The sequence below is a fragment of the Sinorhizobium sp. B11 genome (genome assembly GCA_039725955.1).
Classification (GTDB): domain Bacteria; phylum Pseudomonadota; class Alphaproteobacteria; order Rhizobiales; family Rhizobiaceae; genus Rhizobium.
This window is the reverse complement of sequence record CP091033.1, coordinates 816,638-836,971: the sequence shown is the minus strand read 5'-3', so window position 1 is coordinate 836,971 and position 20,334 is coordinate 816,638. Positions and strand designations below refer to the sequence as shown.

Annotated in this window: 18 protein-coding genes; 12 read left to right on the top strand and 6 right to left on the bottom strand. The window is 60.2% G+C overall.

Annotated features, from left to right (window positions below; translation table 11 throughout):
- The first annotated feature begins 349 nt into the window (after nt 1-349).
- From bioB to LVY75_03800, 5 genes are read left to right on the top strand one after another with little or no spacing between them, the layout of a single operon-like run.
- Nucleotides 350-1,318 carry a biotin synthase BioB gene (bioB, locus tag LVY75_03820; GenBank protein XAZ21317.1) on the top strand — a complete coding sequence of 323 codons (969 nt, stop codon included), beginning with the start codon at nt 350-352 and terminating at the stop codon, nt 1,316-1,318.
- Entirely contained in the window at nt 1,315-2,457 is a 1,143-nt protein-coding gene (locus LVY75_03815) for an 8-amino-7-oxononanoate synthase (protein ID XAZ21092.1), read from the top strand. Before bioB ends, LVY75_03815 begins: the two co-directional genes overlap by 4 nt.
- On the top strand, nt 2,454-3,092 hold the full coding sequence (gene bioD / locus LVY75_03810) for a dethiobiotin synthase (GenBank protein XAZ21091.1): 639 nt from the start codon (nt 2,454-2,456) through the stop codon (nt 3,090-3,092). The genes LVY75_03815 and bioD overlap by 4 nt, the downstream gene beginning before the upstream one ends.
- Nucleotides 3,089-4,360 (top strand): adenosylmethionine--8-amino-7-oxononanoate transaminase, encoded by a 1,272-nt coding sequence (locus tag LVY75_03805; GenBank protein XAZ21090.1) that lies wholly within the window; start codon nt 3,089-3,091, stop codon nt 4,358-4,360. Before bioD ends, LVY75_03805 begins: the two co-directional genes overlap by 4 nt.
- The gene (locus tag LVY75_03800) at nt 4,357-5,343 is read left to right on the top strand and encodes a beta-ketoacyl-ACP synthase III (protein XAZ21089.1); all 987 of its coding nucleotides are present in this window, start codon (nt 4,357-4,359) and stop codon (nt 5,341-5,343) included. Before LVY75_03805 ends, LVY75_03800 begins: the two co-directional genes overlap by 4 nt.
- 60 nt (nt 5,344-5,403) lie before the next feature.
- On the opposite strand, the gene LVY75_03795 is transcribed toward LVY75_03800, so the two are convergent.
- The 4 genes from LVY75_03795 to LVY75_03780 all read right to left on the bottom strand — a co-directional run bounded on the left by LVY75_03795 (nt 5,404) and on the right by LVY75_03780 (nt 11,292).
- A complete protein-coding gene (locus tag LVY75_03795) occupies nt 5,404-6,729 on the bottom strand; it encodes a 4-hydroxybutyrate--acetyl-CoA CoA transferase (protein ID XAZ21088.1) in 1,326 nt (441 codons plus the stop codon).
- 378 nt (nt 6,730-7,107) lie between these two features.
- On the bottom strand, nt 7,108-9,252 hold the full coding sequence (locus LVY75_03790) for a methyl-accepting chemotaxis protein (protein ID XAZ21087.1): 2,145 nt from the start codon (nt 9,250-9,252) through the stop codon (nt 7,108-7,110).
- Nucleotides 9,253-9,267: 15 nt separating this feature from the next.
- Nucleotides 9,268-10,197, bottom strand: coding sequence for a substrate-binding domain-containing protein (locus LVY75_03785; protein XAZ21086.1), 930 nt, complete (start codon nt 10,195-10,197; stop codon nt 9,268-9,270).
- A 303-nt stretch (nt 10,198-10,500) separates the two neighbouring features.
- Nucleotides 10,501-11,292: a GntR family transcriptional regulator gene (locus LVY75_03780; protein XAZ21085.1), complete on the bottom strand. Its 792-nt coding sequence runs from the start codon at nt 11,290-11,292 to the stop codon at nt 10,501-10,503.
- A gap of 168 nt (nt 11,293-11,460) precedes the next feature.
- Between LVY75_03780 and LVY75_03775 the strand changes: the two genes are divergently transcribed.
- From LVY75_03775 to LVY75_03755, 5 genes are all read left to right on the top strand, one after another.
- Nucleotides 11,461-12,717 carry an ABC transporter substrate-binding protein gene (locus tag LVY75_03775; GenBank protein ID XAZ21084.1) on the top strand — a complete coding sequence of 419 codons (1,257 nt, stop codon included), beginning with the start codon at nt 11,461-11,463 and terminating at the stop codon, nt 12,715-12,717.
- A gap of 109 nt (nt 12,718-12,826) precedes the next feature.
- A complete protein-coding gene (locus LVY75_03770; protein XAZ21083.1) occupies nt 12,827-13,921 on the top strand; it encodes an ABC transporter ATP-binding protein in 1,095 nt (364 codons plus the stop codon).
- A complete protein-coding gene (locus LVY75_03765; GenBank protein XAZ21082.1) occupies nt 13,918-14,808 on the top strand; it encodes a sugar ABC transporter permease in 891 nt (296 codons plus the stop codon). The genes LVY75_03770 and LVY75_03765 overlap by 4 nt, the downstream gene beginning before the upstream one ends.
- A 5-nt stretch (nt 14,809-14,813) precedes the next feature.
- Nucleotides 14,814-15,692 (top strand): carbohydrate ABC transporter permease, encoded by an 879-nt coding sequence (locus LVY75_03760; GenBank protein ID XAZ21081.1) that lies wholly within the window; start codon nt 14,814-14,816, stop codon nt 15,690-15,692.
- A 14-nt stretch (nt 15,693-15,706) separates the two neighbouring features.
- Entirely contained in the window at nt 15,707-16,210 is a 504-nt protein-coding gene (locus tag LVY75_03755) for a GNAT family N-acetyltransferase (protein XAZ21080.1), read from the top strand.
- Nucleotides 16,211-16,303: 93 nt separating this feature from the next.
- On the opposite strand, the gene LVY75_03750 is transcribed toward LVY75_03755, so the two are convergent.
- A complete protein-coding gene (locus LVY75_03750; GenBank protein XAZ21079.1) occupies nt 16,304-18,106 on the bottom strand; it encodes a hypothetical protein in 1,803 nt (600 codons plus the stop codon).
- A 261-nt stretch (nt 18,107-18,367) separates the two neighbouring features.
- Between LVY75_03750 and LVY75_03745 the strand changes: the two genes are divergently transcribed.
- Nucleotides 18,368-18,835 carry a hypothetical protein gene (locus LVY75_03745; protein ID XAZ21078.1) on the top strand — a complete coding sequence of 156 codons (468 nt, stop codon included), beginning with the start codon at nt 18,368-18,370 and terminating at the stop codon, nt 18,833-18,835.
- Between the two features lie 35 nt (nt 18,836-18,870).
- Nucleotides 18,871-19,362, top strand: a complete 492-nt coding sequence (locus tag LVY75_03740; GenBank protein XAZ21077.1) for a CYTH domain-containing protein — start codon at nt 18,871-18,873, stop codon at nt 19,360-19,362.
- 4 nt (nt 19,363-19,366) lie between these two features.
- On the opposite strand, the gene LVY75_03735 is transcribed toward LVY75_03740, so the two are convergent.
- Complete coding sequence (locus tag LVY75_03735; GenBank protein XAZ21076.1) at nt 19,367-20,305, bottom strand: DUF2950 domain-containing protein; 939 nt, start codon at nt 20,303-20,305, stop codon at nt 19,367-19,369.
- Nucleotides 20,306-20,334 lie beyond the last annotated feature (29 nt).

The window sequence follows — 20,334 nt, the reverse complement described above, 5'->3', positions numbered from 1 at the left end:
TCTTAGCTTGACACAAATCATAGTGGTGGCTCGGTAGGACGCCGGGAGCATGACACCCCGGCGCTGAATGCCCCACCCTCTCGTGAATTACGTCGACATCTGCCGCACCTGTCTTACAACGGTTGACGTAAGCCTTCACAGAACCCGCCGCTCTTATCAGAGTTGCGCAATCAAGTTCCCCCTCAAAAAGCACAGGCTGGCACGTACGACGGACGTTCGGCACCGATAGTTTCGCTCAATTGTTTCCGAATTGCTCTTGCAAAATTATCGATAAAAATATTTTCTATCCATAATTTGAATCAGAGGGACGGAAAAAGTGGAAAAAAGCGATCAAACTTCTGAATTTTTGATGATTTCTGCATCGCGCCCAACAGGCATCTCGCTGGACGACGCCAAAATAATCTATAATTTGCCGTTTAGCGATCTGCTCTTCCGTGCCCAAACCATTCACCGCGCACATTTCGACCCCAACGCCGTGCAGATGAGCCGTCTTTTGTCGATCAAGACGGGTGGATGCGCTGAGGATTGCGGGTATTGCAGTCAGTCCGCCCACTACCCGACCGGCCTGAAGGCCTCGAAGCTGATGGAAGTCGAGCGCGTTCTCACCGAGGCGCGTAAAGCCAAGGATGCGGGGGCGACCCGCTACTGTATGGGGGCGGCCTGGCGCAGCCCGAAGGACCGCGACATGGACACGCTGGTCGCCATGGTCGAGGGTGTGAAAGCGCTCGGTATGGAAAGCTGCATGACGCTCGGCATGTTGACTGAGCGTCAGGCAGGCGAACTCGCGGAAGCTGGCCTCGACTACTACAACCATAACATCGACACGTCCGAGCGCTTCTATTCGGAGATCATCACCACCCGAAGCTTTGAAGATCGGCTCGATACGCTGGAAACGGTGCGCATGGCCGGCATCAAGGTGTGTGCCGGGGGGATCCTGGGCATGGGCGAGACGGTGGATGACCGGATCTCCATGCTGCTGACGCTGGCAAATCTGCCCGTGCCGCCGGAAAGCGTGCCGATCAACCAGCTCATCCCCATTCCCGGTTCGAAGCTGGCAGACGCGGAACCTGTCGATCCGATCGATTTCGTGCGAACGATCGCCCTCGCGCGCATCCTGATGCCAGCCTCGCATCTACGCCTTTCGGCCGGACGCACCGAGATGAGCGACGAGATGCAGGCGCTCTGTTTCTTCGCGGGCGCCAACTCCATCTTTGTTGGCGACACGCTGCTGACCGCAGACAATCCCGGCGACGATCACGACACGGCGCTCTTCCGCCGTCTCGGCCTTTCTCCGATGCCGCTGGAGCCGGCGGTGTGACGGCGATACTTTCGGACTATACCGCCACGCTGGAGGGCCTGCGGCGCAAGGCGCGGCTGCGCAGCCTGGCGCCGCAGCGTGGCGTGGACTTCACCTCGAACGATTTTCTTGCACTTGCGGGCGCCCCGCGCCTCAAGGCGGCGATCATGGCGGCGATGGAAAGGGGCGTTCCGCCGGGCGCAGGCGGATCGCGTCTGCTGCGTGGCAACCATTCCGAACACGAGGCGCTGGAAGTGGAAGCCGCCGAGTTTTTCGGCGCGGACCGCGTGCTTTATTTCGGCAGCGGCTACGCCGCCAATTCTGCACTTTTCTCGACCTTGCCCCGGCGCGAGGATCTGATTGTGCACGATGCGCTCATTCATGCGAGCGCCCATGAGGGCATTGCGGCGAGCAAGGCAGCGTCCGTCAGCGCCGAACACAACGATGCGAACGCCTTCGATGAGGCAATCCGGAACTGGCGCAGGAGCGGCGGCAGGGGCCGTCCTTGGATTGCGGTCGAGAGCCTCTATTCCATGGACGGCGACAGAGCGCCGCTCGCCGCCCTCGCCGATATTGCCGAACGCCACGAGGGCTTTCTCGTGATCGACGAGGCCCATGCCACCGGCGTTTTCGGCAGAAACGGCAGAGGACTGGCGACCGGGTTGGAAGGCCGAGACAACGTGCTTGCCCTGCATACTTGCGGCAAGGCGCTGGGCGTTTCCGGAGCCCTGCTTGCAGTCCCCCGCGTGCTTGCCGACTATCTCGTCAATCGTGCCCGCGCCTTCATCTATTCCACCGCGCCCTCGCCTCTCATGGCGGCAGGCGTGCGCGAGGCCTTGCGCATGCTGGATGACGAACCCGAGCGCCGCGAGGCCTTGGAACGCTTGGTCGCTTTTGTCGGCTATGGATTGAGGAGCCGATTCGGCAAGGAGCCGAGCGGCTCGCAGATCCAGCCGGTCGTTATCGGCGTCAACGCGCGTGCGCTACGAATTGCCGAAACTCTTCAGGCCCAAGGGTTCGACATCCGCGCGATCCGTCCGCCAACCGTGCCGGAAGGTACGGCGCGCCTGCGCCTCTCGATTACGCTCAATGTCGATCAGGAGCAGATTGCGAGCATGCTGGATTGCCTTGCCGACGCCATGGAGAAACACAGGAAATGACCGCCCGTTTCGTGATAACCGGCACGGATACCGGGATCGGCAAAACCGTGTTCGCCGCGGCGCTAGCGGGTGCACTCAACGCCCGATACTGGAAGCCCGTGCAATCCGGACTGGAGGACGAGACGGACAGCGACACCGTCGTCCGGCTGAGCGGCCTGCCGTCCGACCATATCCTGCCGGAGACCTATCGGCTTTCCACCCCGGTCTCGCCGCATCTTTCGGCGCGCCTCGATGGTGTCGAGATAGACGCTGCCAGGCTTGAGCCACCGGAGTGCGACGGTCCGTTGATCATCGAGGGGGCTGGTGGCCTGCTGGTCCCACTCACGAAAGAAACGGTCTTTGCCGATGTCTTCGCCCGCTGGCGCATTCCCGTCATTCTCTGTGCGCGAACGTCGCTCGGCACCATCAATCATACGCTCCTGTCCATCGAGGCGCTGCGCAGCCGTGACATTCCCATTTTTGGTGTCGCTTTCATCGGACCGGAAAATGCCGACAGCCAGGCGACCATCGCCACTATCGGGCAAGTGAAGGCGCTGGGGCGATTGCCGCTGCTGGAAAACCTGACTGCTGAAACACTGCGCCGCGCCTTTCACGAGCACTTCGACATTGCCGCCCGGATGGAGGCACGCGCGTGACCCCCTCGCCCGTCTGGCATCCCTTCACACAGCATGCCCTGGAACCGCCGATGAAGCGCATCGTCGCGACCGAAGGCGCATATCTGTTCGACGAGGACGGCAACCGCATACTCGACGCGATCTCGTCATGGTGGGTGATCACTCATGGCCATCGCCATCCCGCCATCATGGCAGGAATCCGCGAGGCGACAGAAGCCTACGACCAGATCATCTTCGCCGAATTTACCCATGAACCCGCAGAAGTTCTCGCTGAACGCCTGTTCGCCTTCGCACCCTCCGGATTGAAACACGTCTTCTATTCGGACAGCGGGTCGACGGCCGTCGAGGTGGCGATCAAGATGGCGCTCGGCACGTTCCACAATCGCGGCATTGCGCGTGATCGCATGGTCGTGATGGAACATGGCTACCATGGCGACACGATCGGCGCGATGTCCGCCGGGGAGCGCGGCGTGTTCAACGCCCCCTTCGAGCCGCTGCTCTTCGGTGTCGACCGCCTCCCCTTTCCTGAACCCGGTCGGGAGCAGAAAACGCTCGATGCGTTCGAAACCATCTGCCGTTCGGGAAAAGTCGCCGCTATCCTGATCGAACCGTTGGTGCTCGGCGCCGGCGGCATGAAATTCTACGGGAGCGCGGTCCTCACCGCCTTGAAGGAAATCGCCGGCCGGCACGGCTGCCTGTTCATTGCCGATGAGGTCATGACCGGCTGGGGTCGCACCGGAACGCGTTTTGCCTGCGAACAGGCGGGCGTGGCGCCCGATATCCTGTGCACATCGAAGGGTCTGACCGGAGGCGCCCTGCCGCTGGCAGCCACCCTTTGCACCGCCGAGATCTTCGAGGCTCATCTGTCTCGCGACCGGCGCAAGACCTTTTTCCATTCGAGCTCCTATACCGCTAACGCAATCGCCTGTGCGGCGGCTGTCGCCAATCTGCAGGTCTGGCACGATGAACCGGTGGAAACCCGGATTACCGAACTTGCTGCGCAGCACGCCAAGCATCTGCAGCGCTTCCAGAACGACGCGAGATTTGTAAACGTCAGGCAATGCGGGACGATCGCCGCCCTTGATCTTGCTGTGCCGTCTGGCGGCTACCTCGCCGAAGTGGGGCCGCGCCTGCGCAGGCTGTTTCGCGAACGCGGGCTGCTTCTGCGCCCGCTCGGAAACGTCGTCTATCTGATGCCACCCTATTGCACGAGCGCCGAGGATATCGCTGTCGCCTATGACGCGATCGATGAAGTCGCCTCGCTCGTTCTCGAGGAAACTGTGTCGTGACGCCCCTCTCCTCCCGGCTCGCCGGATTCGGTCACGCAGTTCCATCCCGCATTGTCCACAATGCGGAAATCGAAAACCGGCTCGGCCTTGAGGAGGGCTGGATCGAAAGGCGCACCGGCATCCGATCCCGCCATTGGGCAACCGATGGGGATACACTGAGCGGCCTTGCCGCCGAAGCCGGGAAAATGGCCCTTGAGGATGCTGCGATTGCGCCGGGCGAGATCGCCATGATCCTGCTCGCCACCTCGACGCCGGACCATCTCTTGCCGCCCTCGGCGCCGCTGCTGGCACACAAGCTCGGTTTAAAAAATTCCGGAGCCATCGATCTTGCCGGAGCCTGCTCCGGCTTTCTCTACGCGCTGACACTGGCAGACGGCTTCGTGCGAGCACATGGCCGAGCAGTGCTGGTCGTGGCCGCCAATATTCTCAGCCGCCGCATCAACCCGGCGGAACGCGCCAGCGCCGTTCTGTTTGCCGATGGCGCCGGCGCGGTCGTGCTTGTCCCATGCAGCAACGGTCAGAGCGGCCTCAAGGCAGCCGTCCTGGCTTCGGATGGGAGTGGCTATGATCTCATCACCATAGCGTCCGGCGGCAGTAACAGGCCCTTCTCTTCCGAAACCGCAGCAGACCAGGTGCTGATGACGATGCGCGATGGGCGCGAGGTCTTCTCGCGTGCTGTCGAATTGATGACGCGCACCTCGCGCCAGGCGATCGACGAGGCCACCGCAACGATCTCCACCATCGATCGCTTCATTCCGCACCAGGCCAATGCCCGCCTCTGCGACGCGGTTCGCCACAATCTCGAATTGGAAGAAAGCAAGCTTGTGAGCACGATTGCGGAATTCGGCAACTCTTCGGCTGCGACCATTCCGCTCTCCCTTTCAGTTGAAAATCACCGCAGGCCATTCAAACCCGGAGAGCGCCTTCTCATGGCCGCCGCCGGTGCGGGTATGGCGGGTGGGGCTGTCGTCCTTGCGGTCTGAACCGCGCGGTGAAGATGCACACCTGTATTGAAGCCCATGATCGTTCGAGGAGCGACAGGGCTAGCAGAGGCCCGTCTCACGGGCTGCCCGCTCGAGCCCTTCACGAAAATCGGGGTGGGCCAGGCCAATCAGTGCGCTCGCCCGCTCGGCGACGGACCTACCCTTCAGGTTCGCCCATCCATATTCCGTAACGACGATATGGGTATCGTTGCGCGATGTCGTCACCGGTCCGGTCAGCGTCGGAACGATACGCGAAAGCGTGCCATTCGCCGCAGTCGAATGACAGGCGATGATCGATCGTCCCCCGCGAGAGGCATAAGCACCGCGCACGAAATCAACCTGGCCGCCGGACGCACTGAATTGCCGTCCGTTCACGAATTCGGAATTGCACGCGCCGTTCAAATCGATCTGTAGCGTCGCATTGACCGACACGACCCGATCATTCCGCGCGATGACGAAGGGATTGTTCACGTAATCGACCGGATAGGCCTCGACTGACGGATTGTTGTCCAGGAAGTCGTAAAGCGCCTGATCTCCCAGTGCGAAGGTGAAGATGGACCGCCCGGCATGTGTCTGCTTGCGACTGTTGTCGACCACGCCCGCTTTGACCAGGCTGGCAAGACCCGGCGTCATCATTTCCGTATGGATGCCAAGGTGGCGATGTCGAGAAAGTCCCGAGCATACGGCATCGGGAAGAGCTCCAATGCCCATCTGCAGGCAATCGCCATCGTCGACCAGACCAGCAATGATCGCTCCGATGGCGTCGTCGACCTCGTTGCGAGGGGCGGCGGGCAATATCGGCAGGCTGATGTTGTTTTCAACAAGTGCCGTCGCGCTTGATACGGGGATCATGCAATCGCCGCGCACGTAAGGCATATTGCTATTGACTTCGAGGATCAGGCGAAGTCCGGGTTTTCGCGATATTGTCAGGGCATAATCGGTGCTGGCGCCAAGGCTGAAATTGCCATCTTCATCCATCCGAGAAACGGTTGCAATCAACGTGTCCACGCCGACATGCTCGATCATGGAGCGTGGCACCTGACTGAAATGACACGGCACCAGATCGACGGCGGGCAACGCCTCCGCCAATCTCCTCTTGTCGAGCGCACGCTCGACGCCCGAATGAAAGTAACTCATCGGGACGATCAGGTCGCGCAGTTCGAAATCGAATACGCTTTTGCCGGCAACGCCGGCGCAAAGCAGATAGTAGAGGCGCACATCCTCGATTGCTCGTGCACGAGCGCGCTCGGCAAGTGCTGCCAGGAGTGCGGGTGGCTGACCGGCGGCGAGCGGCATCGCAACCTTCGCCCCGGACGGGATCATGGTGACCGCCGTCTCCGCAGATGTCAGCAGTGTGCGATATTGCTTCTCATGGATCGTGGTCATTGGGCCCTCCTCCCAGTCCACGCAGCGCGCACGGTTTGAACGCGCAGCTCCGCCAAGCCACTATGCGCATTCTACATCGCCAAGGCGAGAGCCTTCATCGCACGGCAATGCCGATTTACAAGGTCCGAGCTGTGCGAAGCACCACAGGAAACTGACACGAGCCAAAACCGAACTGTAGTGGCGACGTGCGGCTCTTCATTGTTTTACAGGCCTATCAGTTTCGGGAGCGGCGAGCTCGCATGACCAGTCTTGACTGGGACATCGCCACCGCTTCGGAGAGCTTTTCGGATCCTTTTGATCTTGCACGGCAATCGGCCTGTGGGGCAATTCTGAAGATGACACCTTCATGAACTGCCCCATCGGGAACGATCGAACGCGTTAGGACGCCATCGCATAATGCCGATTTTCTGAGGCGCGAGCGCTGCTTGTCCGGAACCGGTACAGCAATTCCGCGAGGTTCTCCGTTTCCTGCGTCAGGCTCTGGGCTGCGGCCGTGGTCTGTTCCACCATCGCCGCATTTTGCTGTGTCACCTTATCCATCTGATCGCCGGCGGCCGAGACCTCGCGCAGGCTTGTGGCCTGCTCGCGGGCAGCCGCCGCGATCTCCGCAACCGTTGCATTCATCGCAGTCACCTGTTCGACGATCTGTTCGAGCGAGACACCGGATTCGCCGACCAGTTCGACGCCGGTCTTGACCTGCGTCGAGGAGGTGGAGATCAGTTCCTTGATCTCCCTTGCCGCGTTGGCCGAGCGCTGGGCGAGCTCGCGCACTTCCTGGGCGACGACAGCAAAGCCCTTGCCGGCTTCACCGGCGCGCGCGGCTTCGACGCCGGCATTCAGCGCCAACAGGTTGGTCTGGAAGGCGATCTCGTCGATGACGCCAATAATGTTGCCGATCTTCGACGAGGAGTTCTGGATTTCCGTCATTGCCGCGATGGCGCGAGAGACGATCTGACCACCCTTTTCCGCGTTGGTGCGGGCGGTTGCCACGACAGACTGGGCGCGGCTGGCGCCTTCCGCCGTTCCGTTGAGGCCGCGGGTGACATCGCCGAGCGCCGCAACCGTCTCCTCCAGCGAAGCGGCCTGCTGCTCGGTGCGGCGGGCGAGGTCGTTGGAGGCGGTGGAGATTTCCGCAAGGCCCGACCGGATGGTCGTGACCGCGCGAATAACGGCGTCGATTGCTTCTTCCAGGCTTGCGACCGAGTTGTTGAAGTGATCGCGGATCCCGACATAGCGGTGGTCGACTTCACCGACGCGGACGGAGAGATCGCCCTTCGAGAGCGCATCCAGGCCGACCGAAATCTGACGGAAGGCATGCTCCATCACATGGGCATCGCTGAGGCGCTCCGCTTCCTGGCGTAGCCGCTCTTCTTCGGCTGCCAGGCGCGCGCGCTCGGCATTGGCTTCGGCGATCAGCTTGGCGCGACCGGTCTCCTGGAAGACCTTCAGCGAGCGCGCCATGGCACCGAGCTCGTGACGATGCTCGACGCCCTTGATCACGATGGTCTCGTCGCCGCGGGCAAGCCGCTCCATGGACTGCGCCATGCCGCGAACGGCAGAGGAAACCAGGCGGCCGACGAAATAGGAGAGCAGGAGGCCGATGACGATCAACAACCCGCTGATGACCAGCGTCGTGCTGGTCGCGGCAGCGACCGTTGCTTCGACCGAACCGTCCAGGTTCTTCTGCGCGCCGGTCACGGTTACCTGCAGATCCTTGAACGCGCTCGAAATCTTCGGTGCGAGTACGCTGAGCTGCGTCTGACGGATATTGCCGGATGCCTGCAATACTTCCTTCATATCGCCGAGACGGGCAGTGTAATTCTGCATGAGCTGGCCGGCGCCCATCAGGCGCTTCTTCTGCAGCTCGTTCTTGGCAGCCTTGGCAGCGGCATCATTGAGCGCCACCGCTTCGGCGAGCGCTGCCTGAGCCGCATCATAGGCGGCAAAGTCGTTCGAATGCACGAAGCGTTCGGAGAAGTAGAGGCTGCGGTTCAAGGCTTCCAGCGTCTCCGCCGTCATGTGCAGCAGAGCCACGTCGTTCTGGCGCCAGGCGCTGCGCATCACATCGTTGAGCGCGATGCTGGTCCAGGGACCGAACTCGGTGACCTTGGAGATCAACAAATCGCGGCGGGCCTGAAGGGAGACGATCTGTTCGAACGCCTTGCCGTAGGCCGCAATGTCCTGACGGATTGCCGCAAGGCCGGATTGCAGGTCCTTGTTGCCGGCAAACCGCGGGTCGTCCGCCTCGAAAGCTTTGACGCCGGCGCGGAAGCTGTCGACGACGGCCTGCGTCGGCGTGGAGCGGAAGGCCTCGGCCGACATCTGGATCTCGTGCAGCTGGTCGCTGTAGTCCGAGATCGCCAGGCTCTGACCAGCTGTGGCGCGATAGGAAGCGAAGATGCCGGCAAGACCGCTCATGCCGGAGATAGCGCTGACGGTGAGAAGGCTCATCAGCAGGATCAGCGGCACGAAGCCCGAGGTAATCTGCGCGCGAATGCCGAATTTATTCCAGAAATGCAACATGATAGCCCCTTATGCTCACTGGCTCTTCGGCAGATATTTGGCGATGTTTTCAGGTGTCACGAGCTCGAAGGGAACGTTGTTTTCCCGGGGCACCTTCTCCTTGTTGGCGAGCTTGACCGCAGCGTCGACCGCAGTGGCCCCCTGCCCGATGGCGCTCTGGAGAATGGTGACGTCAAGATCGCCGGCATCCATCGCCGCGAGCGCATCGTCCGTCGCGTCGACGCCGGCGACGACGACGTCCTTCATCGGCATGCCGGCCTTCTTCATCGCATGGATCGCGCCAAGCGCCATCTCGTCGTTATTGGCGATAACGGCGTCGAACTTGACGCCGGCGGCGAGCCATTCCTGCATCTGCTGGTCCGCATAATCGTGCGACCAATAGGCCGCCTGCCGCTCGACGATTTCGAGGCCCTTGCATTCCGGCGTGGCGATGACATCAGATATGTCCTGAGTGCGGGCGCGGGCCGCCGCATGGAAAGGTTCGCCCATCAGCACGACGACGCGGCCCTTGCCCTTGAGGAGGGCGCAAACCTGCTTCGTCTCCAGCGTTCCCGACTCCTTCTCGTTGGAAGCGACCACCACCTGATTTTCCGGGAGGTCGAGCAGGTTGGAGGGAACATTGTTGATGTAAACAAGCGGAATGCCGGCATCCGCCGCCATCTTCGTCATCTGCGGGCCGAGGTCGCCATCGGAGACCGCAAGGATGATCGCGTCTACCTTGTCGGCAATGAGTTTCTGGACCTGCTTCTTCTGCAGCTCATTGTCGCCCTTTGCATTTTCGGTGACGAGCTTCAGTCCTGATATCGTCTGCCCGTGGCTGACGACTCCGTTCAGCAGCAGCGTTCTGAATTTGTCGAGGTCAGACATCGAGATGCCGATTGTCTGAGCGCTGGCGGCGGAGATCGACATCGCCAAGGTTATGGATGCGAGCGTGGCAGTCTTCACGAAATTCCCTCCGCGATTTGAATTGAGCCGGATCGTTACAAATCTTGGTAAATTTTACCTTTCATTCGCAGAGGGTTGGCCAAGGAATTTAACGGTTAAGATGATTGGCTTCAGGTTCGCAAACAGGGCCATATGCGGAAACAGGATAGACCGCGCCGAGTTTGCCGGAAGCTCGACCTCTGAGAATCTGGCCGGCCGTCATGTCACGACACAGATCGCCAAAAACCTGAACGATGCGGCTTCTACGCTTTCGCGTTCGCGGGGAACTTCGCATCCAGTCGGCCTGCACTGGGACAGCGTGGCTCAATACTGCGTGAAATCACCCGATTCCGATTGAAGCAGCGTCAGAGGATAGCGCGCAGGATGATGGACCAGCGCTGTCAGGTTGACCGGGCGGTTGCGATCGTCGAAAGCGATCTGGTCCACGGTGAGAACCGCGGCTGGCGGAGGCAGCTCGAGCATCACAGCCTCCTGATCCGTTGCAAGGCGCGCGCTCAGCGTTGTCTGCCCGCGCTTCGGATGAATGCCATAGCGCTCGCGAAGCTCGGCATAGAGCGACCGGTTGGCAACGGCCCAGTCGAGATCGAGCAAACCCGGAACGCGTGAAGCCGGTATCCAATCGGTCTGGACGACGGCAGGTATGTTGTCGAGAAGACGAAGCCTCGACAAGAGAACCACTTCGGCGCCAGGCGCCAGGAACAGCGGACGGCTCACCTCAAGCGGCGCATGCACGATGCTCGCCTCGATCAACTGATGACCGGGACTTCGCCCGTTCGCTATCGCGATGCTGGTGAAGCTTTTCAGAACCTGCAGTTCGAAGCCGCCGCCACGCTCGGCGACGTAGAGTCCTTTTCCAGGCTGGCTGTGTATCACGCCCTGCTGAATCAATTCGCGGACGGCATGGCGCACCGTGATCCGGCTGACATTGTAGAGATCGACAAGTTCCCGTTCTGACGGCAGCTTGCCGCGCAGCGGCAGTTTGCCATCGCGGATGGACGCCAGAAGTGCTTCGTAGACCTGCCTGTGCAAGGGGCGAGGATCGTTGCGGTCGATGCCGCCCTGTGGCGCGATGAATGATGCCGGCGCTTGCTGCATCTTGAATCCGATCCTGTGCTATGTGGAGCACTCTTGCCGTTTTGTATCTTCGACGCAACCGCCGGCAGAGTCCATGTTGACATGACTGGTCATAACCAGTCCTATTGGAAGCAAGGAGACAAAGAGCTCCGCATAATGCCGAAGCGTTATCAACGAAGGGAACAATCGATGCTGAAGAAAAGCCTTGCCGCATTGGCGATATCTGCTGCCCTCTGGGGTGGCAGCGCACATGCCGAAACCATTTCCGTGTTTTGCTCGCCGACGGAATTCGAGCTCTGCACGAACGTTGCCAATGCCTGGAAGGAAAAGACGGGCAATGAGGCCAAGATCAACAAGATGCCCGCGCTTCTCGACGACGCGATCCCGATCTATCAGCAGCTTCTCGCCGCCAAATCCAAGGACGTCGACGTTCTTTTCCTCGATGTGATCTGGCTCGGCATGTTCAAGAGCAACCTGCTCGACCTCAAGACAATGATCCCGCAGGCAGACCAGGACAAGCATTTCGCCTCGACACTCAACGCGGCCAAACTCGACGGCAATCTCATTGCCATGCCGGCCTATATGGACGTCGGGCTCATGTTCTACCGCAAAGACCTGCTCGAAAAATACGGCAAGGCGGCGCCGAAGACCTGGGACGAGCTGGCTGCCACGGCCAAGGAAATTCAGGACAAGGAGAGGGCTGCGGGCTCGGCCGACATGTGGGGCTATGCCTGGCAGGCCAAGAGCTATGAGGGCCTGACCTGCGACGCAATCGAGCTTGTTGCTTCCAACGGCGGCGGTACCATCATTTCCGACGATGGAAAGGTGACCATCGACAACCCGCAGGCTGCCGCAGCGCTCGAAAAGGCGAAGGGCTGGATCGGCTCGATCAGCCCCGAGGGTGTCCTCAACTATGATGAGGAGCAGTCGCGCGCCGTCTTCGAATCCGGCAACGCGGTCTTCCACCGCAATTGGCCTTATGTCTGGGGCACCTCGCATGAAAAGGGGAGCAATGTTGTCGACAAGGTCGGCGTGATGCCCCTCCCGGTCGGCAAGGAAGGCGAAAAGTCGAGCGGATGCCTTGGCCCGATGTATTACGGCGTTAACAAATATAGCGCCAAGCCCGAGGTCGCGGCCGACTTCGTGAACTTCATCACCGGCCCGGACATGCAGAAGATGCGTGCGCTGAAGGCGGCTCTCAACCCGTCGATCCAGGCGCTTTACAGCGATCCGGAAGTCCTCGAGAAGATACCCTTCCTCAAGGATAACCAGCAGGCTTTTGCCGATAGCGCCGTGCGCCCGTCCGGCTACACCGGTACAAGCTACAATCGCGTGTCGCAGGCCTTCTACCGCTCGGTTCACGACATGCTTTCCGGCGGTGCCGAGGTCAAGTCCAGCCTGACGTCGCTGGCCGGTCGACTTGAGAAACTGAAGGAAAGCCGCTGACGCTCTCCGGATCTCCGGCGGCGGGAACGACCCGCTGCCGGAACGCGTCACTGCCTCGCCATCGAATAAGGTGGCGAGCCCTCTGCCGTCTCATACCCCCAGGTGAACAATGGCATCGGTTTCGCTCGAATCCGTTTCGAAGAATTTTGGTACGCATACTGTTATCCAGAATGTCGACCTGCAGATCATCGACGGCGAGTTTGTCGTTTTCGTCGGTCCCTCCGGTTGCGGCAAGTCAACGCTTCTTCGCATCGTCGCCGGCCTGATCTCCGCGTCGAATGGCGTGGTGAGGATCGGTGGCGACGACGTGACTGATGTGCCCGCCTCCCAGAGAGGCGTAGCCTTCGTCTTCCAGTCTTACGCGCTCTATCCGCATATGAACGTTGCGCGGAATATCGGCTTCGCGCTTGAAACCCTCGGCATGAACAGGGCCGCGATCAGCGAGAAAGTGCGGTCGGTCGCACGGATGCTGAAGGTCGATCATCTGCTCGAACGCCGGCCCCGCGAGTTGTCCGGCGGACAGCGCCAGCGCGTTGCGATCGGCCGAGCCTTGGTGCGCCAGCCCGAAATCTTCCTCTTCGATGAGCCGCTGTCCAATCTCGATTCGGATCTGCGTATGGAGATGCGCATGGAGATCGCCAAGCTCCACGATGATCTGAAGACGACGATGATCTATGTCACCCATGACCAATCGGAAGCAATGACGCTTGCCGACCGGATCGTCGTTCTCAATCACGGACGTATTGAGCAGGTCGGCACGCCGAAGGAACTCTACCACAGCCCCGACAACCGGTTTGTCGCAGGCTTCATCGGCAGCCCCCGGATGAACTTCCTGCCCGTTCAGTCAGCTTCAGCCAAGGTGACCGGCCCGGGCGGCCTCGTTATCGATGCAGGCCCCGAGGGCCAAACTATCGCCGAAATCGGCATACGGTCGGAGGCGATCCAGCTGGTGAACGCTGGAGACGGACGAATGACCTGCGTGCTCGAACGTATCGAGGATCTTGGCCATGAGCATTTTGCCTACTGCCGCATCAACGGCGACGTCATCTGGGTCATCCGCGTCAATGTCGAGCCGCCGAGGGAACTGATCGGCACGGAGGTCGGCCTCAATTTCCGGGATACTGCGATCTTTGCCTTCGCTGCCGATGGAAAACGCCTCATTCTCAACCGCCAGGCCGGCGTGATCGAAGGAGCACGGCAATGAGTGCCCGGCTTGCCCGCCGCGATCATCGTGCGGCCTGGCTGTTTCTGCTGCCGGTTATCATCGTCATGCTGGTCGTCGCACTCTGGCCGCTCGGCCGCACCTTCTTCTTCGCCTTCACCGATGCCTATCTTGACGACCCCTCCGTCTATTCAATGACGGGGATCGACAACTTCCTTGAAGTCATCAACGACCGCAGCTGGTGGATTGCCGTCAAGAATACGCTGATCTTCACGGTCATCTCGGTCGCGATCGAGACGGTCCTCGGCCTGGCGATCGCGCTCCTCGTCAATGAAGCCATTCCCGGCCGCGGGCTGGCGCGCGCCGCCATCCTCGTGCCCTGGGCGATCCCGGTCGTCGTCTCGACGAAGATCTGGGAATGGATGCTCAACGACCAGTTCGGCGTTATCAACAAGCTCCTCATCGGGCTTGGCCTCATCGATCATGGCATTCCGTGGACGGCGAGCGGATCGCTCCTTATGGGCGTCGTGATCTTCGTCGACGTGTGGATGACGACCCCGTTCATGGTTCTGCTTATCCTGGCAGGCCTGCAACTGATATCGTCGGAGATATTCGAGGCAGCGGAGGTCGATGGCATTCCGGCTTGGAAGCGTTTCTGGTCGATCACCCTGCCGATGCTGCGCCCGGCGATCGGCGTAGCGGTCCTCTTCCGCGCCCTCGATGCGCTCAGGATGTTCGACCTTGCCTATGTGATGGCGGCGAGCAACGAGAGCGTCATGACCGTCTCCATCTACGCGCGCGACCGGCTGATCAGCTTCCAGGAGCTCGGCATCGGCTCAGCGGCATCGACCTGGGTCTTCCTGCTCGTCGCGCTTGTCGCCATCATCATCATCGGGGTCCTTCGCCTCGACAGAGCCGCGGGGACCTGAGCGACATGGCCGATGCAATCATCCCGAAGACCGTCCGCAGGCCTGCCTCCTATTTCAGGATGCGGCGCCGCGTCGTGCGAAGCTTGCAGATCCTGGCCCTTCTGCTCGTCCTGTTCTACACGCTGTTTCCCTATTACTGGGCCTTCGTTTCCTCGACGAAGCAGGGTTCGGCGCTCTATCAATCGGCGCTGATGCCGGCGTTCGACTTCACCTACTATCGCCAGTTGCTCGACAATCCCGTTTTCATGGGCTCGCTTCTGAACTCCGCCTATGTCGCAGTTTCAACTACGTTCCTGTCGCTCGTCATCGGGCTCAGCGCCGCTTACGCGCTGGGGCGCATCGACTTTCCGCAACGGCGCACCATTCTCATGATCGTGCTGATGATCTCGATCTTCCCGCAGGTCGTCGTTCTCTCTGGCATGTTCGAGCTGATCAACTGGATGGGCCTGTTCAATCGACCAAGCGTGCTCGTCCTCACCTATCTCCTGTCGACCGTGCCTTTCACGACCTGGATCCTGACCACCTTCATCCGCGAGTTTCCGCGGGAACTCGAAGAGGCCGCGATCATCGACGGCTGCTCACATTTCAGAATTCTGATGAAGATCCTGTTGCCGCTCATGGGACCTTCGCTTGCCAGCACGGGCATTCTTGCCTTCATTCTGGCTTGGAACGAGTTCCTCTTTGCATTGACCTTCACCCTGACGGACGAGAACCGGACCGTGCCGGTTGCGATCGGCCTGATCGCAGGCAATAGCCGGTACGAATATCCGTTCGGTCAGATCATGGCCGCGTCCGTTACCGTAACGCTGCCGCTGATCATCGTCGTATTGATCTTCCAGAGACGTATAGTTGCCGGCCTGACGGCAGGCGCCATCAAGGGCTGACAAAGGACTAAACCATGGACATGCTGGTAAAACTCTACGAGCTGAAGGCCGATCCTGCGCTCGATAAACGCATCGCCGAACAGGGTATCACCATCCGGCGTGTCCTTGCGCCGGAGTTGAGCGCTCTGACGGCTTGGATCGAGCCGCGCTTCGGATCCGGCTGGGTCGCGGAAGCGACGGTTGCCACCATGCGCCAGCCGCCCACTTGCTTCATCGCAATCCAGAACGACGAACTCATCGGCTTTGCCTGCCACGACGCAACCGCCAAGGGATTTTTCGGGCCGACCGGCGTCGATACGACTGCCCGCGGCAAAGGTGTCGGCCACGCTCTGCTGCTGACCACGCTTCTCGATATGTACGCGCACGGCTACGCCTACGGGGTAATCGGGGGCGCTGGTCCGATGGAGTTCTACCGTCGAAGCGTCGGGGCAATCCCGATCGAAGGCTCGGACCCGGGCATCTATCGCGGCATGCTGCCGCTAGCCCAGCCGAGAGGCATTTCGGAATCGGGCCACTAAGTCTGATCGTGATAGATGTAAAAGCTCAAGGAGACGTGTCGCTAGATCTTCGTCTCCAGTGCTGTGGTCACGGCACCAGAGACGATGCTCACTTCAATTGAGAGACGCCTTGGCAACCGAAACAGGCATGCCGGCGGCTTTCAACCCAGCAAGGAAACGCTCCTGGTCTTCGGTCCGGGCGAGCCGCTTGGCGACTTCGCGCCCGACGTTCGGGATCAGTGCGGGTGACCGGAGCTGGATCCAATCGAGTTGCTCCTTTGCCTCGGCCGTTTTCCCAAGGGTCCCGAGGATGGAGAGCAAGACGAGGCGATGCATCGGGTTGTAGTTCAGATCCGACATGCGCGACCAAAGTTCCGCGGCTTGCGTGTCACCCCGCATGAACGCACAGAGCGCCATCCCGACTTCGTAATAGCCACGTGGCCCGGCGTTCCTGTTGATGGCCTCGGAAATCAATTCACAGCCTCTGCTCCATTCTCCCGACATCGACAGACGCAAGCCATATTCCCCCGCCACTTCCGTGTCGTTCGGATTGCTGGCATAGGCCGCTTCGCCGGCGCGCAGGGCCGCAACCATGTCATTGCTGAAAAAGTCGGCGAGCATCAACGCCTGAAGGGCGCGCGCATTCTTCTGGTCGAGTTGTACGGCGCGTTCGGCAAGCTCCTTTGCAAGATTGAGTGTGGCGGCGGTCGGATTGGTGTTCAACTGGTACGGAAAGCGGAACTCGTCGAGATGGACCAGCGAGAGGAAGGCGGCAACATTGGAATCATCGGGCGTCTTCTCGATGGCCCGCTGCAGGCAAGACTTCGCAACATCATGGGTCTTCACGGTCATCTCGCTGCGATAGCTATAGTAGGAGAGAATGCAGGAAAAGGCGTCCGAGCCCCCAGCGATGCTGGCAGTGTCTGCCGTAAATATGACGCCGAACGGCCGTGCCACCGCCGTCGCGATATGTTCCGCAAGACTCGCCTGGGTTTTCAGGATGCCCTGCACTTTCATGTCGGCATCGTAATTGTTGGCCCAGATGACCACTCCATCCACCCGTCGCACGAGCCTGGCAGTTGAGCGCAGGGTGCTGCCTTCCAACCGCACGCTTCCCTGGAGAGCATAGAGCGGCTGCGCCGACGCCTGGCCTTCTCGATTGCGTGGCAGCGGAGCGACCACGACAATATCGTTGAAGGGGACGAGTTTTTCGATGATGTCGTCGGTGATGCCACGAGAGATATCGGATGCATGTCCGTCATCGGAGGCACTTTCAAAATGCTCGACAACGATGGTTGGGCGACTGGTTACACCCCTCGCCGCTTTGGTGTTCGTGTCGAACGGGCTGACATGTTCGAGCATCACAGCCACAGAGGCGAGGACGATCCCGACACCCCCCGCAATCAGCCAATATCGGGAGCGCGACAGATGCCTGCTCGCTGCGGCCCGGCTAGTCGTGTTCCTGATGACGTTGACCCGCCCGGCGTCATCTCCTCCCGATAAAGGCTGAGGTTCTTGTCCGAAGCTTGAGACATCCGCATCCTCGATATCCTGTCTCACATCGAAGACCGGTACGTAGCCACCACGGGGAACCGTGATGACGATCCGGTCAGAGCTGCCGGCGGTCAGATAATAATGTTCCAGTTCCCGCCTCAGCCGCCCGGCTTCGATGCGGACACATGGATCCTGCTGGGCATCGAAGTTCGCATCCCTGCCGAAAACCGCCTGGGCGATGGTAAAGGCCTTCAGATAATCGCGACGGCCCGCAAGTGTCTCGTTTACGACAAATTCAAGGAATCGCCCCGCCCGCTCGGGAAGTCGAAACTCCGGGCTGGATAGGATGCGCTCAAGTTGCTGCAGCACCTCCTCCTGAGAAGGTGCGCTGCCGCAAGCCCTGTCAATGCCTGCATTTGTCATCGGCGCCCTCGAATCCGATTGATCACAACCTGCAGTATGCTGCCACCGACGATAATCCCATGTCGTCACCGCGGCAACGTGATTTAATAGAAAAGGCTAATTTAACGGAAGGATTTCAAGAATCGACCGTATGACGTCAAGGTTACTGCAGGCGGTCATCGGTCGGCGTAAGATACCGTATCCTACCGCAATGGACGTGTATTTTACTGCCCTCGTCCCCGCGCGCGCTCTATCATCATCCTCATTCTGGAGGAGGCGGCGATGACATCACCTGAGACGTCCACATCCCAATCTATGACAAGCGCAGAGGACCTGCGCAAACGTGCTCTGGAACTCCAGCTTCTGGAAATGGAGCGCAACGAAAAGATCAAATCACGTGAAGCAAAGAAACATGCCGATTTCGTAGAGGATTTCTTCCGCAAACAGATCGGAGAAACGGAACGCGCCGTCATTAAACGGCTGGTGATGAAAGCGGCGGCGGACGGCAAGTACGAGGCCCTGATATACAGTTTTCCATCTACATTCTGCAGTGATAGCGGCCGCGCCATTAATAACAACCTGCCCGGCTGGCAGAAGACGCTGCAGGGTAAAGCAAAAGAACTTCTCGAACTGTTCGAGGAGGTCGCCAAGCCGCAGGGTTATGGCCTCAAGGCGATGATCATCAATTTTCCCGACGGCATGCCCGGAGATGTGGGTTTCTTTCTCACTTGGGAACCGCCTCTCGACTGACCCATAACAGCAGGCATGAGCGAAGGAATATCGGATTGAAAGCGACCGAGATCGAGCGAAAGGTCCTGGTCCGCAACGATAGCTGGCGCGCTTTCGCCGGCGCCCCGCATCTGCTGCAGCAGGCCTACCTTTGCCGGCGCGATCAAAACCCTGTCCGTGTCCGCCTGATCGATGGCTGCTCTGCACGTCTAACGATCAAATTTCGCACGCCGGGCCTTGCCCGAGAGGAATATGAGTATGAGATTCCGGTCGATGAGGCCCGGGATCTCCTGCTCCATGCGGGAGGCCGCGTCATCGAAAAGACCCGCTACCGTGTTCTCCATGATGGCAAGAGCTGGGATGTGGATGTCTTTGCCGGCGCATATGAGGGACTGACGCTCGCCGAGATCGAAATGGCGAGCGAGGATGAGCAACCGAACCTGCCGCAATGGCTGGGTCGCGAGGTCACGGGCAGGAAGCGATACTCCAACCGCGCTATGGCAGCTGCCTTGCGCTTTTCGCCGGCAGCGTCGAACGCCGCCGGCTGAACTTCTATTCGCTTACCACGGTCCAGCTGGCGTCCGGGTTGAAATCCTTGATCGCTGCTGCGCGCTCTTCCGTTTTGGGGCCCAGATCACGCTGGTAGATGATGTTGGCGCCATTGATCACGAATGTCTGCACGCCTGTGACCCTGTATTTGACCGGCCAGGCAATCAGTGCAAAGCCGCCGGTCATATAACCGTTGATGATGTAGCTTTGCTTGCCCCCGAGCACGTTGTCACCCTGAGACGTCAGAATGCGGTAGCGATAGCCAAAATAGCCCTCCCCGCGCTTGGCGGCACCGAAAGCGGCGGTCTCGACGAGCGCGCTTGCCGGACTTTCTTCGGGATAGACGTTCGGATCCCAGTACAGGCCGTCAAGCTTGCCGGGACTGCTGATCAATTTCTTCGCGAATTCATAAATGCCATCGCCATCGCGGTCCTCGGATGCATATTGGTATTGGGCCGCGACATATTCGTGCATCGTGTCGATGGTGGCGAGTTCGTTTTCACCGATACGACGATTGGTAATCTCTTCGAGGCCGCGTTCGGTGTCAAAGGACCATTTGCCGTCCTTGTCTTCGGTCACCGGAAACGGCAGCGGCCAGAGCCGATCGCCGATCGCAACAATCTTTTTGCCGTCGAAATCCCGCAGGATCGCCTGCCGTTCCGCGCCCTCGCGGATCAATCCGTAAGCGATCACCGCCTCGTTGCTGGAACGCAGCTTGTCCGCCTTTAGGCCAAGCAGAGCTGCGAGATCTTCGATATTGCCGGAACCGAGCACCGATTTCAGTTTGTCGAGCGCAAGCTCCGGCGTGTCGAATTTCGGTGAGGGGGTTGCCGCCACATATCCGGCGAGATCTGTCTGTACTTGCGAAAGCGCCGGCGCAGCCGGCATTGCGCAAAGCGCCGCCGCGAACATGAGCGGAATTACGGTCGATTGGCGTCTCATGATGTAACTCCCTGAGCTGAAAAAAGGTC

What these genes read in the sequence shown, in the direction of transcription:
- LVY75_03795 (XAZ21088.1), bottom strand. Translation starts at nt 6,729, where the DNA reads ATGACCACGATCCATGAGAAGCAATATCGCACACTGCTGACATCTGCG.
- LVY75_03760 (XAZ21081.1), top strand. Translation starts at nt 14,814, where the DNA reads ATGGCCGATGCAATCATCCCGAAGACCGTCCGCAGGCCTGCCTCCTAT.
- bioD (XAZ21091.1), top strand. Translation starts at nt 2,454, where the DNA reads ATGACCGCCCGTTTCGTGATAACCGGCACGGATACCGGGATCGGCAAA.
- LVY75_03750 (XAZ21079.1), bottom strand. Translation starts at nt 18,106, where the DNA reads ATGACAAATGCAGGCATTGACAGGGCTTGCGGCAGCGCACCTTCTCAG.
- LVY75_03770 (XAZ21083.1), top strand. Translation starts at nt 12,827, where the DNA reads ATGGCATCGGTTTCGCTCGAATCCGTTTCGAAGAATTTTGGTACGCAT.
- LVY75_03775 (XAZ21084.1), top strand. Translation starts at nt 11,461, where the DNA reads ATGCTGAAGAAAAGCCTTGCCGCATTGGCGATATCTGCTGCCCTCTGG.
- LVY75_03755 (XAZ21080.1), top strand. Translation starts at nt 15,707, where the DNA reads ATGGACATGCTGGTAAAACTCTACGAGCTGAAGGCCGATCCTGCGCTC.
- LVY75_03735 (XAZ21076.1), bottom strand. Translation starts at nt 20,305, where the DNA reads ATGAGACGCCAATCGACCGTAATTCCGCTCATGTTCGCGGCGGCGCTT.
- LVY75_03780 (XAZ21085.1), bottom strand. Translation starts at nt 11,292, where the DNA reads ATGCAGCAAGCGCCGGCATCATTCATCGCGCCACAGGGCGGCATCGAC.
- bioB (XAZ21317.1), top strand. Translation starts at nt 350, where the DNA reads ATGATTTCTGCATCGCGCCCAACAGGCATCTCGCTGGACGACGCCAAA.
- LVY75_03765 (XAZ21082.1), top strand. Translation starts at nt 13,918, where the DNA reads ATGAGTGCCCGGCTTGCCCGCCGCGATCATCGTGCGGCCTGGCTGTTT.
- LVY75_03745 (XAZ21078.1), top strand. Translation starts at nt 18,368, where the DNA reads ATGACATCACCTGAGACGTCCACATCCCAATCTATGACAAGCGCAGAG.
- LVY75_03790 (XAZ21087.1), bottom strand. Translation starts at nt 9,252, where the DNA reads ATGTTGCATTTCTGGAATAAATTCGGCATTCGCGCGCAGATTACCTCG.